The 14,514-nt window shown below is 71.1% G+C and carries 23 protein-coding genes and 2 pseudogenes; 9 read left to right on the top strand and 16 right to left on the bottom strand.

Translation table 11 applies throughout. The features are described 5' to 3' along the window. Positions 1–35: 35 nt before the first annotated feature. The 13 genes from JL475_RS00120 to JL475_RS00060 all read right to left on the bottom strand — a co-directional run bounded on the left by JL475_RS00120 (position 36) and on the right by JL475_RS00060 (position 4,573). Positions 36–527: a hypothetical protein gene (locus JL475_RS00120; RefSeq protein ID WP_202273768.1), complete on the bottom strand. Its 492-nt coding sequence runs from the start codon at positions 525–527 to the stop codon at positions 36–38. A gap of 94 nt (positions 528–621) precedes the next feature. Continuing rightward, complete coding sequence (locus tag JL475_RS00115) at positions 622–978, bottom strand: hypothetical protein (protein WP_202273765.1); 357 nt, start codon at positions 976–978, stop codon at positions 622–624. Further along, entirely contained in the window at positions 975–1,136 is a 162-nt protein-coding gene (locus JL475_RS00110; RefSeq protein ID WP_202273762.1) for a hypothetical protein, read from the bottom strand. Before JL475_RS00110 ends, JL475_RS00115 begins: the two co-directional genes overlap by 4 nt. Then, on the bottom strand, positions 1,133–1,390 hold the full coding sequence (locus tag JL475_RS00105; RefSeq protein ID WP_202273759.1) for a phiSA1p31-related protein: 258 nt from the start codon (positions 1,388–1,390) through the stop codon (positions 1,133–1,135). The genes JL475_RS00110 and JL475_RS00105 overlap by 4 nt, the downstream gene beginning before the upstream one ends. After that, the gene (locus JL475_RS00100; protein WP_202273755.1) at positions 1,387–1,563 is read right to left on the bottom strand and encodes a hypothetical protein; all 177 of its coding nucleotides are present in this window, start codon (positions 1,561–1,563) and stop codon (positions 1,387–1,389) included. Before JL475_RS00100 ends, JL475_RS00105 begins: the two co-directional genes overlap by 4 nt. A 1-nt stretch (position 1,564) precedes the next feature. After that, entirely contained in the window at positions 1,565–1,801 is a 237-nt protein-coding gene (locus JL475_RS00095) for a hypothetical protein (RefSeq protein WP_202273752.1), read from the bottom strand. Further along, the gene (locus JL475_RS00090) at positions 1,798–2,133 is read right to left on the bottom strand and encodes a hypothetical protein (RefSeq protein WP_202273748.1); all 336 of its coding nucleotides are present in this window, start codon (positions 2,131–2,133) and stop codon (positions 1,798–1,800) included. The genes JL475_RS00095 and JL475_RS00090 overlap by 4 nt, the downstream gene beginning before the upstream one ends. Beyond that, a complete protein-coding gene (locus tag JL475_RS00085) occupies positions 2,130–2,297 on the bottom strand; it encodes a hypothetical protein (RefSeq protein ID WP_202273745.1) in 168 nt (55 codons plus the stop codon). The genes JL475_RS00090 and JL475_RS00085 overlap by 4 nt, the downstream gene beginning before the upstream one ends. After that, positions 2,294–2,704, bottom strand: a complete 411-nt coding sequence (locus JL475_RS00080) for a hypothetical protein (protein ID WP_202273742.1) — start codon at positions 2,702–2,704, stop codon at positions 2,294–2,296. Before JL475_RS00080 ends, JL475_RS00085 begins: the two co-directional genes overlap by 4 nt. Then, a complete protein-coding gene (locus tag JL475_RS00075; RefSeq protein ID WP_202273739.1) occupies positions 2,701–3,165 on the bottom strand; it encodes a hypothetical protein in 465 nt (154 codons plus the stop codon). The genes JL475_RS00080 and JL475_RS00075 overlap by 4 nt, the downstream gene beginning before the upstream one ends. Further along, on the bottom strand, positions 3,162–3,920 hold the full coding sequence (locus JL475_RS00070; protein WP_202273736.1) for a hypothetical protein: 759 nt from the start codon (positions 3,918–3,920) through the stop codon (positions 3,162–3,164). The genes JL475_RS00075 and JL475_RS00070 overlap by 4 nt, the downstream gene beginning before the upstream one ends. Positions 3,921–4,034: 114 nt before the next feature. Beyond that, the gene (locus JL475_RS00065) at positions 4,035–4,325 is read right to left on the bottom strand and encodes a hypothetical protein (protein WP_202273734.1); all 291 of its coding nucleotides are present in this window, start codon (positions 4,323–4,325) and stop codon (positions 4,035–4,037) included. A gap of 2 nt (positions 4,326–4,327) precedes the next feature. Then, a complete protein-coding gene (locus tag JL475_RS00060; protein WP_202273732.1) occupies positions 4,328–4,573 on the bottom strand; it encodes a RodZ family helix-turn-helix domain-containing protein in 246 nt (81 codons plus the stop codon). 174 nt (positions 4,574–4,747) lie between these two features. Between JL475_RS00060 and JL475_RS00055 the strand changes: the two genes are divergently transcribed. The 4 genes and pseudogenes from JL475_RS00055 to JL475_RS00040 all read left to right on the top strand — a co-directional run bounded on the left by JL475_RS00055 (position 4,748) and on the right by JL475_RS00040 (position 7,413). Continuing rightward, positions 4,748–5,191, top strand: coding sequence for a hypothetical protein (locus JL475_RS00055; protein ID WP_202273730.1), 444 nt, complete (start codon positions 4,748–4,750; stop codon positions 5,189–5,191). Positions 5,192–5,612: 421 nt separating this feature from the next. After that, positions 5,613–7,022: an integrase gene (locus JL475_RS00050; protein WP_202273729.1), complete on the top strand. Its 1,410-nt coding sequence runs from the start codon at positions 5,613–5,615 to the stop codon at positions 7,020–7,022. Beyond that, positions 7,007–7,144 (top strand): annotated as a pseudogene (locus JL475_RS00045) (undecaprenyl-diphosphatase); the annotation flags it as partial. The gene JL475_RS00050 and the pseudogene JL475_RS00045, both read left to right, overlap by 16 nt. 89 nt (positions 7,145–7,233) lie before the next feature. Further along, positions 7,234–7,413, top strand: coding sequence for a hypothetical protein (locus JL475_RS00040; RefSeq protein ID WP_202273728.1), 180 nt, complete (start codon positions 7,234–7,236; stop codon positions 7,411–7,413). Between the two features lie 58 nt (positions 7,414–7,471). Here JL475_RS00040 and JL475_RS00035 read toward each other — a convergent pair whose 3' ends face one another. Continuing rightward, positions 7,472–8,212, bottom strand: coding sequence for an SDR family NAD(P)-dependent oxidoreductase (locus JL475_RS00035; protein WP_202273727.1), 741 nt, complete (start codon positions 8,210–8,212; stop codon positions 7,472–7,474). A 131-nt stretch (positions 8,213–8,343) separates the two neighbouring features. Here JL475_RS00035 and JL475_RS39650 point away from each other — a divergent pair. Together JL475_RS39650 and lnt are read left to right on the top strand one after the other, a co-directional pair. Next, positions 8,344–8,732, top strand: a pseudogene (locus JL475_RS39650) (nuclear transport factor 2 family protein). Positions 8,733–8,803: 71 nt separating this feature from the next. After that, on the top strand, positions 8,804–10,381 hold the full coding sequence (gene lnt, locus JL475_RS00030; protein WP_202273726.1) for an apolipoprotein N-acyltransferase: 1,578 nt from the start codon (positions 8,804–8,806) through the stop codon (positions 10,379–10,381). On the opposite strand, the gene JL475_RS00025 is transcribed toward lnt, so the two are convergent. Together JL475_RS00025 and JL475_RS00020 are read right to left on the bottom strand one after the other, a co-directional pair. Beyond that, on the bottom strand, positions 10,302–11,210 hold the full coding sequence (locus JL475_RS00025; RefSeq protein WP_202273725.1) for a Gfo/Idh/MocA family protein: 909 nt from the start codon (positions 11,208–11,210) through the stop codon (positions 10,302–10,304). The genes lnt and JL475_RS00025 overlap by 80 nt on opposite strands. Further along, positions 11,207–12,487, bottom strand: a complete 1,281-nt coding sequence (locus JL475_RS00020; protein ID WP_202274569.1) for an FAD-dependent monooxygenase — start codon at positions 12,485–12,487, stop codon at positions 11,207–11,209. The genes JL475_RS00025 and JL475_RS00020 overlap by 4 nt, the downstream gene beginning before the upstream one ends. Before the next feature lie 141 nt (positions 12,488–12,628). Here JL475_RS00020 and JL475_RS00015 point away from each other — a divergent pair, with 141 nt between their 5' ends. The 3 genes from JL475_RS00015 to JL475_RS00005 all read left to right on the top strand — a co-directional run bounded on the left by JL475_RS00015 (position 12,629) and on the right by JL475_RS00005 (position 14,387). Then, positions 12,629–13,219: a TetR/AcrR family transcriptional regulator gene (locus JL475_RS00015; RefSeq protein ID WP_202273724.1), complete on the top strand. Its 591-nt coding sequence runs from the start codon at positions 12,629–12,631 to the stop codon at positions 13,217–13,219. Positions 13,220–13,263: 44 nt separating this feature from the next. After that, entirely contained in the window at positions 13,264–13,773 is a 510-nt protein-coding gene (locus tag JL475_RS00010) for a DinB family protein (protein WP_202273722.1), read from the top strand. Between the two features lie 200 nt (positions 13,774–13,973). Continuing rightward, positions 13,974–14,387, top strand: a complete 414-nt coding sequence (locus JL475_RS00005) for a hypothetical protein (protein ID WP_307824897.1) — start codon at positions 13,974–13,976, stop codon at positions 14,385–14,387. Positions 14,388–14,514: the final 127 nt, after the last annotated feature.

Below are 14,514 nucleotides of genomic sequence, written 5' to 3'. Positions count from 1 at the left end.
GGGGCGGCTCTACGCGGCCGATATGGGGGTGTTGGTCAGGCGGCCGGTATCGGCTGGGTGTCTTCGACGCCGAGGTCGGGGACGTGCCCGGGGTCGGTGACGGGTCCGAGGAGTCCGGCGTCGGCGGCGTCCCAGAGGGGGCGGACGTCGATCGGGGCGGTGTCCTGGTCGGCGCCGATGGGCATCATCGGCGGGACGTCGACGCGGTTCGCATTGGCCTCCGCAGCGAGCTCGGGGCCGAAGCGCTCCGTGAGGGCGGTGACTTGGGCGAGGAGTTCGTCGCGGTGAACGGTGAGGCGGTCGAGGTTGGCCAACTGCGCGACGATGATCTCCTCCGTCTCCGTCTTCTCCCTGCGGGCTTCGGCGAGTTCCTGGTGGAGGAGGGCGAACGCGTCGTCGACGCCCACGAGCTTGGCGAGGAGGCGCCGGTTCTCGTCCCGCAGTTCCTCCACCTTGTCGATGGCGCGGCGCCGGCCGGTGCCCTTCAGGGCGGGTATCAGGTCGCTGAGGCTCTCGGTGATGCTCACGGCTGCTCCTTGCGGGCTCGGATGCGGGCGGAGATGAGTTCGCCGAAGAGGAGGAGGAAGAGGGGGGCGACGAGAATGAACGCCGCCAGGACGATCACGACGCGGCCCGGTGGTGCTGGCAGTCGCCGACCAAGCAGGGCTCGGCGCGGCGCTTCCACTCGGCCCGGTCGACGCGCTCGTGACGCCAGCCGTGCGCGGCCTCGTACAGGCGGGTCGGCCGGTCCGGGACGAACTCGGCGTGTGCGCCCTGGGTGCTGTCCTCGTCGAGGTAGGAGGCGTACACGGAGCCCTCGACGCAGCCCTGCGGGTTGATGCGGATCCAGAACTTGCGGGCGGCGAGCCACTCAGCTCGGATCGCCGCGATGCAGTCCTTGTGACCGAGGGCAGGCAGGACCCAGGCCCGGTTCTCTGCCATCTCGCGGCAGTCGGCGCAGACGGTGGCGGTGGTCATGCGGGCTCCCCCATGAAGTCGTCGTCGATGTCGATGAACCCGAGTGCGATGGATTCGCGGGTGTCCGGGTCGGTGACCCAGCGCGGTACGGGCCGGCGGGTGATGCCGAGGCCGGGCTCGGTGACCGGCGCGACGTCGGCCGGGACGGGGGCGGTCACGCTGCCTCCAGGGCTTGCCGGTACATGGCTGCGGTGGCCTTGCGGGGGGTGGGGATGAGCGGGCCGTGCCACGCGTACAGGTCGGGCAGCGACACGAGCGGGCCTTCCGGCATCGAGCAGCCGCGGGGTACGGACCCCATGAGCGGCTCGCCGGCCTGGTTGTGCTGGCCGGTCCACTGCCATTCGATGCCGGTCACGTCGGCGTAGGCGATGCCGAGGTCGAAGACGGTGCCGTCGTGAAGGTAGGTGCTCATATCGTGATCACCGATCCGGGGTCGATGCGGGCGGCGTCGAGGCGGAGCAGGTACTCGCGTACCTGGCCGGGCGTCCACGCGGCTTCGTCGGGGCCGAACTCGCGGTGGGCGTCGGTCCACACGTGGACTAATGCGTCCTCGATCAGGTCGGCGGGCTGTACCGCGGTCGCCATGTCAGGCCACCTTCCGCAGGGTCTGCCGCTGGGTCCAGGCGGCGAGCTGTGCGGCGGCTTCGGCGAGCTGGGCGACGGTCTCCGGGCTGGAGTTGGAGACGGTGATGGCGATCGACGCGTTGTCCTCGCCGATGACGAGCCGGGCGAGCGGCTTGCCGTCGTAACTCCGGTCGTACTCGGTGCGGATCGGGGCGTCGTTCAGGTCGACGGTTATCCCGCCGTAGATGTCAGCGCTCATCGGGCCGCCTCCTCGAAGAGGTTGTTGACCAGCGCGTTGTGGGCGTCGACGGCGGTGTTGTAGCAGTCGGTGCACAGGAAGCTGACGGGCGGCTCGTAGTCGGGCTCGTGCCAGGGCTGGCCGGGCGGCTGGAAGCGGAAGAGGCGGCGGGTGTGGCCGCAGTCGGGGCACTGGCCGTCGTGCGCCGTGCCGACGATGAGGGCCTCTTCCTGGCGGAGGAGTTCGGCCTCGTGCTGGGCGTAGGTCAGGCCGCAGTCGCACGGGCCGGGCCGGAAGATCGAACCGTGCGGCGGCTGGCACGGGAAGCTGTGCTTACAGAGGGAGTGCTTCATCGGGACGCCTCCTCGGCGGTCGGGTTGGTGGTGGGGGCGAGCAGGTTCCGCAGTCGTTCGGCGGACTGTTCCGCGCGCTGCTCGCGCTGCCGGGCGACGAGATCGGCTATCTGCTGGCGCAGCACCGGCAGCGGCACGTCCAAGTCGGAGATCGGGCGAGTCACCGGACCGCCTCCGTCCGCTGCTCGCCGGGGTGGGTCAGGTTGCGGACGGGCTTCCACGGCGGCTTGCCGGCCCCAGGGCAGGGCTTGGACCAGCGGAAGGTGCGGGACCCCAGGTAGTCGCGGCCACTCCAGTGGTGGCGGCCCATCACTCCGTCTGCGGTCATGGCCCGGTCCTGCATGCAGTGCTTGCACCAGCCGCGGGGGCGGGCCGGCTCGGGGACGGCCGGGTAGACGATCCGGTAGGTCGGGTGGTCGGCGGTGATGCGCTTCTCGCCGTCGACACGGAAGGCGAGATATGGGCCGCGGGACCCGACGATCGTGGCGGGCTTGCCGTCGTACTCGATGCGCATCCCGTGCCGGGCGGGCACGTCGTAGGTGCGGCGGATCCACTCCATTCCGCTAGTCACGACGCCACCTCCGCCTGCTTGCACGGCCAGCGGTTTCCGCACGCGCACCAGTGGCATCCGTCCGCCGGGTCCGGCACCTTGTCGTAGTGGTCGGTCCAGCCGCAGCAGGCCCAGTCGGCGGCGTCCAGCGCGGCGATCTCGTGGCTGCGGGCGCCTTGGTCTTCGGGCGGGCCGAACCGCCAGCCGACGGCCAGCGTTTCCCGGGTCGCCGGGTCGACGCTGATCGCAAGGCACTCGAAGCGGAGGTTGGCGTGCCGGCTGCTCTGATAGGTGCGGCCAGCCTCGAAAAACCCGGGGTCGGGCAGCATCAGCAGATTGTTCGGGCGAACTGCACCGCGAGAGATCTTCGAGGCGAGGACCGCAGCCGTGTCGGCCTGCACTCGCCCCTCGCGGGAGCCGTCGGCGCGGAACTCGCGAGCCTTCTTCACCAGCCACGCGGTGACCTCGGGATAGGCGTTCACGACGACACCTCGGTTCCCTCGGCTGCCTGGTCGGCGAGCTTCTCCAGGTGTTCGGCCGCGTCCTTCAAGGCGTGCGAGTAGCCGTTGAGGTACTCCCGGGAGTACTCGCCGTCCGACGGGCGACCGTCCATGCCCTCGACGGCCTTCGATGCCTCGGAGAAGACGCTGGAACGGAAGGCGCGCGGCTGGGTGAACGGGTCGTCCACATGCGGCATCGCCTGGTGGTAGAGCCACTGGGCACCGAGCGCGTCCGCGCCGGGGTCGTCCGAGTCGAAGATGAACGACGACAGCGATCGACCGGTGGCCGCCAGGGCGTTCTCCAGCTCGGCGATACGGGCGGCCTGCTTCTTCTGCACCGTCTCCGCCTGGTGCTGCGGGGAGAACACCTGCGTGCCGTACTTGGTGGCGGTCGCGCACGGCCACCCCGTGACGACGCCCTCCTCCTGACAGACCGCGCACAGCCACGAGTTCGGCTTGCCGCAGTCGTCGAAGACGGGGACGTGGAAGCGGGCCGGGAGCTTCGCGTTCTCCTCCAGGGAGAAGCCCGCGAGGATCTCGTAGTCCGGGTGGTCGGGGGCGTGCAGGAGAGTGGCGCGCTGTGCGCACTCGTCGTGCTCCACCGGCTCGCCGGCCTCGGTGTTGCCGCGGCAGGTGCCGCACGCGGACGGGTCGGCGCTAGTGCTCTTCTCGGCGAGGAACTTGGCACGGTTCTCGACCCAGAAGGGGTCGGTGTCGGATGAGATACTGGGAGCCACGTGGCTCCCTCCTTTCACTCAGGTGGGAGGTTGTTCGCGTCGAGGTCGCCCGGACTTGGCCGTTGGGGCGGCCTCTTTGTTTGCCGTCAGGCGGCGATGGAGGCGCGGGCCGGCTCAGGCGGCGGCGCGGGCCGGCGTCTTCGCCTTGGACATGGAGCGGCGCAGGCGGGAGATCTTGGCGGGCTCGGCGGGGATGCGGCAGAGCTTGCGGATCTCTTCGCGGTCTTCCGGGCTGAGCCACTTCGCCCTGCCCATGCGGGTGTGGGGGAAGCCGTGCCGGTTGAGTCCGTCGAGGAGCCAGCGCTTGCCGCAGCCGAGGTCTCGTGCGGCCTCGTCCGGCGGCAGGTAGCCGTCGCGGCGCATCATCGTCTCGGTGTCGAGCGTGGGGGTTTCGGGGGTGGACATGGTCACCTCTCTTCGGTGGGTATCTCTGGTGGGGGTGAGATCTGGTCGTCTGTTGCTTGGAGTGCGGTGCGGAGCCGCGTGTAGCGCTTGGGTCCCATCCGCTCCCGGATGCCTGTTTCCAGCCGCTGGAGGTAGCTGCGGGATATGCCGGCCTTGTCGGCGGCTTCCTGGACGGTGAGGCCTTGACTCATGCGGTGCTTACGCAGGGACGGCCCGTGCACCTGGAAGGTGGCTGGGGGTCTTTCCATGCAGAGAATCTACGTGTTTCTACGAGCTTTGGCTAGCTGTACCACGCAGTAACATGCGGGATCGCGTAGATACTCGTAGATGATTGACGGGCATGATCACGTAGAAGTCTCGGTTCCAGCCAGATGGGTGAGTGTTCCTAGCTGTTCCTGCGTGATCCTGCGATGATGTGAGCCATGGCTGCCCGACACGACAACGCTGCACTTCAGAGGCTCGCAAACCTGGTTATCAGGCGTCGCTCTACCCTCAAGTTGCACAAGGTGGACGTGGCGCGCGCCGCAGGCATAGAGGTCAACACGTACAGCAAGGTCGAAGAGGGTAAGCCGGTCCGGTCCACGACCTACACGAAGATCGAGCCGATCCTCGGGTGGGCGGGCGGCAGCTGCCTCGACATCCTGTCCGGCGCCACGGACGCCACGCTCACGGAGGGCACCTCAGGGCCTGCAGTGATCTCGCCGATCCGCGCCGAGGATCTGGCGTCGGATGTGGGCAACGCCGTGCAGGATGCCGCGGTGGCCGTCAGTGACAGCATGACGGCCGCGGAGATCCGTGAGTTGAAGCGTCGGGTCGTTGATGAGCTGCTGGAGCGGTGGGGGCAGCGCGGCGCCGACCGCGGTTGACCGGTCTCGCCGCATAACCGCCCTCGTGCGTCGTTTCGTTACCCATCTTGTTTGTGTGACTTGTGGGAAACCTGATCACAGCAGCGCGTCAACGTGGCAGCATCTAGTAGTACTTGGGAGGTTCCCTCTCACCCGAAAGGGGGAGCCCATGCACGAACTGCTCACGGCCGACCTGGGCCCGGACTTCTACGGGTTCCGCGGCAAGGTCACTGGGAGAATCGTGTGTGTTGCGACGCCACGGGTCGAGCACGACGCAGAGGCACGACGCATCGTGCGAGACCTCATACAGCGTCAAGGAGGCGACTGCGCCGCCTGCCGGTCATGCATCATCGGCCGGCACACATAGCGCAGTCGAGGCGGAGGGGGCCGGCGGCAGGGGTGCCAGCCGGTCACCCCGCACCAGGCACCCAAGGGGCAGCACATGGCCTACACCGAGTGGCGCGGGAACACCTGCCGCGTCGTGTGGAACACGCGCAAGAAGGACGAGCGCGGCCGGTGGATCTATGACCAGAAGGGCGGGTTCACCGACGAGGTCGAGGCGAAGAACTACGGCCTCGACCGCGAGGCCGAGATCCGTAACGACGCCTACATCTCCCGCCGCGACGGAGCCGTCACCATCGGCGAGTACGCCAAGACGTGGGTGGAGACGCTCGACGTCGGGCATCTGCGGGACAAGGCGATCCGGTCCATGCTGCGGCTGTACATCGAGCCGCGCTGGGGAGAGACCGCGGTCGCCGATGTCCAGCCCACCACCTACCGGGCATGGAAGAAGCAGCTCAAAGCCCTCCCCAACGTGGGCGAGAAGTACGGGGAGGAGATCCTCACCGTCTTCTCCATGCTGATGGACGACGCCGTCGACGACGAACTCCGCAAGACCTCCCCCGTCCCCAAGGGGAAGAAGCAGCGTCGCGGCCGGTACAAGAAGAAGCCGCGCGAGCGGAAGCGTGAGATGCGCATCGAGGACGTCCACCAGCTGGCCTGCAACGCGCTCGCCTTCTGGGGCCTGGACGGGTTCGTGTTCGTGTGGACGATGGCCTGCACCGGCATGCGGCCCGCCGAGCTGTACGCCCTGCGCCGCGTGTACTCCCATCCGACCTGGCCGGCCTCCGATCCGCTGGACGACCCGACCGAGGAGGACCGGGAGGAGCGGCACGCCGAGGATCTCGAGCGGTACGGTCCCGATCTGATGCCCGCGGTCCGGGTGCAGTGGCAGCATCAGCGGGAGAACGGCGTGCTGAAGCTGTTCCCGCCGAAGTACGAGTCACGGCGGTCCCTCGTCCTGCCGCCCTTCCTGGCGGAGCTGCTGGAGCTGCTCCTCGACAGCCACGACGGCGAGTTCGTGTTCCGGTCGATCTCGGGTGGGCTGCTGGCGAACGCGAACTTCACCTACCACTACTGGCGGCCGATCGCCGACGGCCGGCCCGCGTCGGAGGAGTTCGAGCGGGTGCGGCTCGGGCAGCGGCAGACGGTCACGTCGCGGCGTCCGGTTCCCGCGATCCCGGCGACGGCCTACGCGGGCAAGCGGCTGTACCTGCTGCGGCATGGCCACAAGGAGTGGATCGACGAGGCGGGCGGGGTGCACTCGAGGATCGCGGTCGAGACGCGGATGGGCCACGAGGTCGCGGGCGTCGAGGGTCTGTACGCGAACGTGACAACGGCGATGGAGCGGCGGATGATGGATGCGTTGCAGGAGCGCTTCGAGTGCTTCGTGCGGGAGACGGTGTGGGAGACGGCGATCAGTTCTCCCAGTTGTCTCCCAGATGGTCTGGCCGAGTGGTGGAAGCGGCAGGTCACAGCGGCTGAGGGTGCCGGTTCATGCACTGGTTCATGAAGTTCATCTCCACCAAGAGCTTCATGCCGTTCGTCTGGTACCGCATCGCGCTCGGCATCGTCATCATCGTCCTGGTCAGCATGGGTGTGCTGAGCCCGCACGCGGCGGAGTCGTCGGGCTGAGGGTCCTCACGGGGGACGTGACCGAACCCATACCGGACGGGTAGCCGTCCGGTAGCGCGCTGTCAGTGCGTGGCCCTAGGCTGGTCGGCATGTCCCCCGATTCCATGACCCCTGGTTCCGTGCGGTCCGCCGCTGAGGTCAACGAGCGCATCCGAGCACTGTGGCTGCGCGCGGGCGGATCCCTGTCGGCGCATGAGCGCGCGGAGTACGAGCTGCTGGTGGTCGAGTGGGCGGCGGCGATCCGAGGCGAGGTCGTCAAGGCGGCCTGAGCCCCCGCGCCACCGGCTCTCGTACCGACGCCCCCGTCCACGCCCCGGAACGAGCGCCTCAGCGCCCGCCCGCCACCCGCAGCACCGCCCCCGTCGTGTACGAGGCGTCCGGCGACATCAGCCAGGCGACCGCCGCGGCGATCTCCTCGGCCCGCCCCGGGCGGCGCAGCGGGACCGTGGCGGCCACCTCCCACGCCCGGTCCGGGGCACCCATGGCGGCGTGCATGTCCGTGTCGATCGCACCCGGAGCGACCGCGTTGACGCGGATGCCCACCGGACCGAGTTCCTTCGCCAGTCCGACCGTGAGGGCGTCGACGGCGGCCTTGGTCGCCGCGTAGTGGACGTACTCGCCGGGGCTGCCGAGGGTGGCGGCCCCCGACGAGATGTTCACGATCGTCCCCTCGCCCCGGGGTGTCATCAGCTGTGCGGCGCGGCGCGAACACAGCAGCGTCCCCATGAGGTTGACGTCGACGACCCGGCGCATGGTCGCGGTGTCGACATCGGTGAACCGCCCCAGCGGCCCGGTCACCGCGGCGTTGTTCACCAGCCCCGTGACCGGCCCCAGTTCCCGCTCCGCCACGTCGAAGAGGCGGTCGACGTCCCCCTCGTCGGCGGTGTCCCCCCGCACGGTGACGGCCCGTGCGCCGGCCGCCCGCACCCCGTCGGCCACGCTCTGTGCGGCCGAGGCGTCCCGCACGTACCCCACCACCACGTCGTGCCCCTCCCCCGCGAGCCGCAGACAGGTCGCGGCCCCGATCCCCCGGCTACCACCGGTGACCACGGTGACGAGACGTTTCATGAAGCCCTCCTGGCCTGGAGCCCGAACCGAAGATCCCCAGGTTGCCAGACCCCGCGGGAACCTCCTCGCGGGGATGCGGATATCCGCGCACGCCCCTTGGTTCAGGGCGGGTATCGGCCGAGACGTGGCCGGTGACGCAGCGTACGGGCCTTGCGACCGTGAGGGACCGACTGGCCGACTGGCCATCGGCGGGGTGGTCACCGAGTACGCGGTGGCGGCGTGGCTCACGGAGAGCCTGCGGGGGTTTCCGGTGCGGCAGCACCTGATCGTGAACCGACGGGTGCGCTTCGGGGTCCGGGGGCCTGGGAGCGGGACACCGGCGACACGGCTCGGGTGCAGACCGACCACGTCAACCCGGTGGGCCCGGCGGCGGACCGGCCGCACCGGACTTCGTGTGCGGGGGGGGCGATACGCGTTCGCGATGCTGCGCACGGACGACGGCCGGCGGTCGCACGAGGTGGTCGTGCGGGAGAAACGGCGGCGCCCGCCCGGCCGGCCGACGGCGCCTGTGGTCCACTGAGCCCGACGCGCCCTGTCCCTGATCTTTCCCGGGGCGCACACTGGAGGCACACGCGGGACAGGGAGGCGCCGTTGAAGTCGACCGGCCACTGGCTCGTCTCCCCGTGGCGGCGCTCGGCCCTCGCCACGGGCGCGGGGGCCCTGCCCGTCCTCGCCTTCCCCGCCCCGTCCCTGTGGTGGTTCGCCTACGTCGCGCTGGTGCCCTGGATTCTGCTGGCGCGTTCCGCGCCCACGGGCCGCCGCGCCGCGTACGACGGCTGGTGGGGCGGATTCGGTTTCATGTTCGCGATGCACCACTGGCTGTTGCCGAACCTGCACGTGTTCACGTTCGTCCTCGCGGCCCTGCTGGGCGCGCTGTGGGCGCCCTGGGGGTGGCTGGTACGACGGCTGCTGGGCGGGGCGCCCTCTCGGGGAAGGGTCGGGGCCGCGCTGGTCGTGCTGCCCTCGGGCTGGCTGGCCGTCGAACTGGTGCGTTCCTGGCAGGCGCTGGGCGGCCCCTGGGGCGTGCTCGGTGCGAGTCAGTGGCAGGTGGGTGCGGCGCTGCGGCTGGCGTCGGTCGGCGGGACCTGGCTGCTCAGTTTTCTGCTGGTGGTGCTGAACGTGGCCGTGGCCGTGCTCCTCGTGGTGCGGCAGGCCCGGGTGCCGGCCGTGGCCGGTCTGGTCGCCGTGGGCGTGGTCGCTTCCGCCGTGTGGGTGGGGATGCCCCTCCCGGACACCGACGGCCGGGCCAGGATCGCGGTCGTCCAGCCGGGGGTCGTCTCCGGGCCGGACAGTGCGGACCGGCGCTTCGACCTCGAGGAGCGGCTCACCCGGGAGCTCGCCGGCCGGGACGTCGACCTGATCGTCTGGGGTGAGAGCAGCGTCGGTTTCGACCTCGGTGCCCGGCCCGACCTGGCGCGGCGTCTTGCCGCGCTGTCGCGCGCGACGGGCGCCGAGCTCCTGGTCAACGTGGATGCGCGGCGCTCCGACCAGCCCGGCATATACAAGAGTTCGGTGCTGGTCGGCCCGGACGGACTCACCGGTGACCGGTACGACAAGATGCGGTTGGTTCCGTTCGGGGAGTACATCCCGGCCCGTTCCCTGCTGGGCTGGGCCACCTCCGTCGGCAAGGCGGCGGGCGAGGACCGCAGGCGCGGTTCGAAGCAGGTGCTGATGGACACGGGGAGCGGGCTGCGGATCGGCCCCATGGTCTGCTTCGAGTCCGCGTTCCCGGACATGAGCCGGCATCTGGCCGGGGACGGCGCCGACGTGCTGCTCGCCCAGTCGTCGACGTCGACCTTCCAGCAGAGCTGGGCACCCGAGCAGCACGCCTCGCTCGCCGCGCTGCGCTCCGCCGAGACCGGCCGTTCGATGGTGCACGCGACGCTGACCGGTGTGTCCGCCGTCCACGGCCCGGACGGCGAGCGCGTGGGCCCGTTGCTCGGCACGGACGCGAGCGCGGCGCAGGTGTACGACGTCCCGCTCGCCCACGGCACCACGCCCTACGTCCGCTTCGGCGACTGGCTGCCGAAGGCGTCGCTGCTGGTGCTGGCCGTCTGGGGGGCGGCCGAGGGCGTACGGACCCTGCGGCTCAGGCGGCGGCCCGCTCCCGCACCGCACGCACCACACGCTCGCACAGCTCATGGGTCGCCAGCGCGTCCCGGGCACTGAGCGTCCTGCCCTCGCCCACCGCGTCGAGGAAGGCGAGCACCACCTGTTCGATGCCGCGCTGCCGGGCCACCGGCACCCAGTCCCCGCGCCGCCGGACGGTGGGCCGGCCCTTGTGGTCGATCACCTCGGCGAGGTTGACCACCTGCCGCTTGCGGTCCTGGCCGGAGACCTCGAGGATCTCCTCGGCCGAGCCGCTGAGCCGGTTCATCACGCCGAGCGCGGTGAATCCGTCCCCGGCGAGCTGGAGCACCACGTGGTGCAGCAGTCCGTCCTCCGTGCGGGCCCGCACGGTCACGTCGTCGATCGGCCCGGGAACAAGGAAGCGCAGGGTGTCGACGACGTGGATGAAGTCGTCGAGGATCATCGTGCGCGGCTCCTCCGGCAACCCGATCCGGTTCTTCTGCAGCAGGATCAGCTCACGCGGATGGTCGGCACACTGCGCGTAGCCCGGGGCGAAGCGCCGGTTGAAGCCGACGGCGAGGCTGGTGTTCCGCTCCTCGGCGAGGGACACCAGCCGCGCGGAGTCGGCGAGTTCGTAGGCGAGTGGCTTGTCGACGTAGGTCGGTACGCCCGCCTCGAGCAGCCGGGTCACGATCTCCGGATGGGCCTGGGTCGGGGCGTGTACGAAGGCGGCGTCGAGATCCTGGGCGAGCAGGGCGTCGAGGTCGGCGTGCCGCCGTCCGCGCGGCAGGTGGAGGCCGTCGGCGACCCGGGGGAGTGTCGCGGGTGTGCGGGTCTGCAGGTGCAGCTCCACCCCGGGCCGGGTGGCGAGCACCGGGAGGTACGCCTTCTGTGCGATGTCGCCGAGTCCGATGCAGCCGACCTTCACGGGGTGTTCTCCTCCAGCGGTCGTCCGTCGCGGGTCCGGTCCGCGGTCCGGTCTCGGTTGTCGTCCGCGGCGCGGGCTCTGTCCTCGTCCACCGGAGGGGACGCCGAGGACGCCGGAAAGGATACGGCCTCCCCCGCCGGGGGCCGCCAGGCGGCGATGTCGTCGAAGCTCCGCAGGAGCAGCGCCGGTCCGGCCTTCGACAGCGCGGCGATCGCGGTGTCGCGTACGGCGGTCCCGGCGCGGTTGGTCATCATGCTCAGGCGGGCCGCCCGCACCGCCCGGCGGGCGATGGCGGTGGTACGGGGCAGCCGGGCGGCGGTGTAGGCGGGCAGGTCACCGCAGTAGTGGGCGAGGGTGACCGCGTCCTCGACGGCCTGGTTGCCGCCCTGGCCGAGGGTGGGGGGCATGGCGTGCGCGGCGTCGCCGACCAGGGCGACCCGGCCGTGGTGGTAGGCGGGCAGCGGCTCGGTGATGTGGTGGACGTCGTGCCGCAGCACGTCCTCGGGGCGGACGGCGGCCAGTACGGCGGGGATCGGATCGTGCCAGTCGCCGTAGCGGCGCAGCAGTTCGGCACGCTCGTCGTCGGGGGCGCGCCGACCGGCGGGGGCCAGGGCCGCGGCGTACGCGTAGACGCGGCCGTCCTTGAGTGGATGGGTGCCCCACAGGCGGCCCCGACCCCAGGTCTCGTGGGAGGCGAACCGCCCGCCGGGCAGCGGGATCACCGTCCGCCAGGTGGTGAAGCCGGCGTACACGGCCCCGGGATGGTCCGGGAAGAGCAGGTGGCGTACGGCGGAGTGGACGCCGTCGGCGGCCACCACCAGGTCGGCCTCCAGTTCGCCGTCGGGAGTGTTCACCCGGGCGGGCCGGGCGGGGTCGCCGGGGTCGCCCGGATCGACGAGGTGCGCGGCGGTGGCCGTGCGGACGGTGTCCGGTGGGAGCAGCCCGGCCAGCCGGTCGATGAGAGTGGCGCGGTGGAGCAGGACGAGGGGGCCGCCGAAGCGCTCGGTGGCGGCCGCCGCACTGGACCGGGAGAGCCAGCGCCCGCCGGGTGCGCGCAGTCCCCCGTCGCCCTGCCAGGCGGACAGCGCCCGGACGCCGTCGCCGAGTCCGATGACGTCCAGCCCGCGCAGCGCGTTGGGGGCGAGGGAGATGGCCGCGCCGGCCGGCTCGAGTGAGCCGGCCCGCTCCAGCACCGTCACCCTCACCCCGCGCCGGTGCAGGGCGGCCGCCGCGGTCAGGCCGCCGATCCCACCGCCGATCACTACGGCTTTCCCCATCGCCTGTGCCACGGCTCCTCCTCGGTTCCGCTGTTCCTCGGCCTGTCGGCCTGTCGGCTCCAAGACCCCGGTGACTACAGCTGTAGTCACCCCACGGGCCGACTGTACTACGGCTGTAGTGCTGCGGGTAGTTTGGCCCTCATGTCCGTACGCACCGCAGGCGCCTCCCGCGCCGACCTCGTCGCCGACGCCGCTCTCGCCCTGCTCGCCGAGCGCGGGATGCGCGGCCTCACCCACCGTGCGGTCGACCGGGCGGCCGGACTCCCCCAGGGCTCCACCTCGAACGTGGCGCGCACCCGGCAGGCGCTGCTGGAGCTGGCGGTACGACGGCTCGCCGAGCGGGAGGCCCGCGTCCTCGCACTGCACGAGATGCCGGACCCGCGGGCCGGGACCGACGCGTTGCTGGACGCGATGGCGCTGGCCACCCACCGCGCCCTGACGCGCCATCGCGAACTGACCCTCGCCCGCTACGAACTGGCCCTGGAAGCGACCCGCCGCCCCGAGCTACGCGCCCACTTCGACGCGGCCGGCGCCCGGTTCCGCGACCAGCTCACCGGCCTGGTCGTCGGGCTCGGCTCCACCTCCCCGGACCGGCACGCGCTGTCGCTGATCGCCTGGGCCGACGGGCTGATGTTCTCCTGCGTGGCCGGGTCCTTCAGCACGCGCGTGCCGGCCCTGGAGGAGGTACGGGCGGACCTGCGGGAACTGCTGCACGGGATGCTCTCCGTCTGAAAAACGTGTGGCGTGGGGCGTCGCCCGCCGGAAAGGATGCGCCCATGACAACCGAGCGCCGTGAACCCGCCACCACCGCCGACGAACGCACCATGCTGGAGGACTGGCTCGAGTACCACCGCCAGACCCTCGCCCACAAGTGCGAGGGTCTGACCGACGAGCAGTTGCGCACCGCCTCGGTGCCGCCGTCCGACCTGTCCCTGATGGGGCTGGTACGGCACATGGCGGAGGTGGAGCGCCACTGGTACCGCAAGGTGCTCGCGGCGGACGACCCCGGCCCGATCTACTACAGCGAGGCCGACCCGGACGGCGATTTCCACCCCACCGAGGCGGACACCTGGCAGGAGGCTTACGCCACCTGGCAGACCGAGATCGGCATCGCCCGGCGCAACGCGGCCGACGTCTCACTGGACGACCTGGCCAAGGGCAGGCACCGCAGCGGCAAGCAGTTCAACCTCCGCTGGATCCACATCCACATGATCGAGGAGTACGCCCGTCACAACGGCCACGCCGATCTGATCCGCGAGCGTCTCGACGGCGCCACCGGCGACTGACGTCACCCCCGGCACGCCCGCGACCCCCCGAAAGGGGGCGGAGATCACCCGTGCGGGGGATCCTCCGCCAGTCCACCGTCCCCCGGACGGTCAAAGCCAGCAGAGTGACGTGAGTGCATCGAAAGACGACCACTGCAACGCTTCTGGTGACCGTGGCGGTCACGGCTCTCGCGGGCTGTGTGACGGTCCAGCGTCCCCCTGTGGCCGGCCCGCCGGCAGGCGTGTCCCACCCGGCGGCGCCACACCCGGACGGCAGGGCACGGCCACAGGTCGTCCAGGCGCCGGCCCGCGAGGCCCTGGAGATGATCGCTCCGTCCCGGCCGACGGAGCCGCCCCCGTCTCCCTCGCACCGCACCACCCCCGCCGCACCCTCGCCCGCACCGGAGCGGACCGCGCCGTCCGACGTCCGCGACCGGCGGACCGTCCCCGCCCTCCCGGCCGCCGGGAGGACCGCACCCCCCAGAAGGCCCGCCCCGGATGCCTCCGAAGCCTCGGAGGCGGTGCGCCGCGAAGTACGGGAGCAGGCGGATGTCTGCGCGCTGGGCAGGAAGTACGGCCGCTGGCAGGCGGACAGCCCGCAGTCGGCCATCTGCGAGCAGGCATACGGGCGTTGACCTGCTCGTCGACACCGCCTACGACCGACGGGGCACCGGGCCGCCGGGCACCCTAGTGCTGCGTTCCTCAAAGGAAGTAAATAAAACGGCGGCGTAGTGTGCGGGTCGGTGGTGCGGGGCGTCCCCA

The organism is Streptomyces sp. M2CJ-2 (assembly GCF_016757295.1).
GTDB lineage: Bacteria > Actinomycetota > Actinomycetes > Streptomycetales > Streptomycetaceae > Streptomyces.
This window is presented reverse-complemented; position numbering and strand designations above follow the sequence as displayed.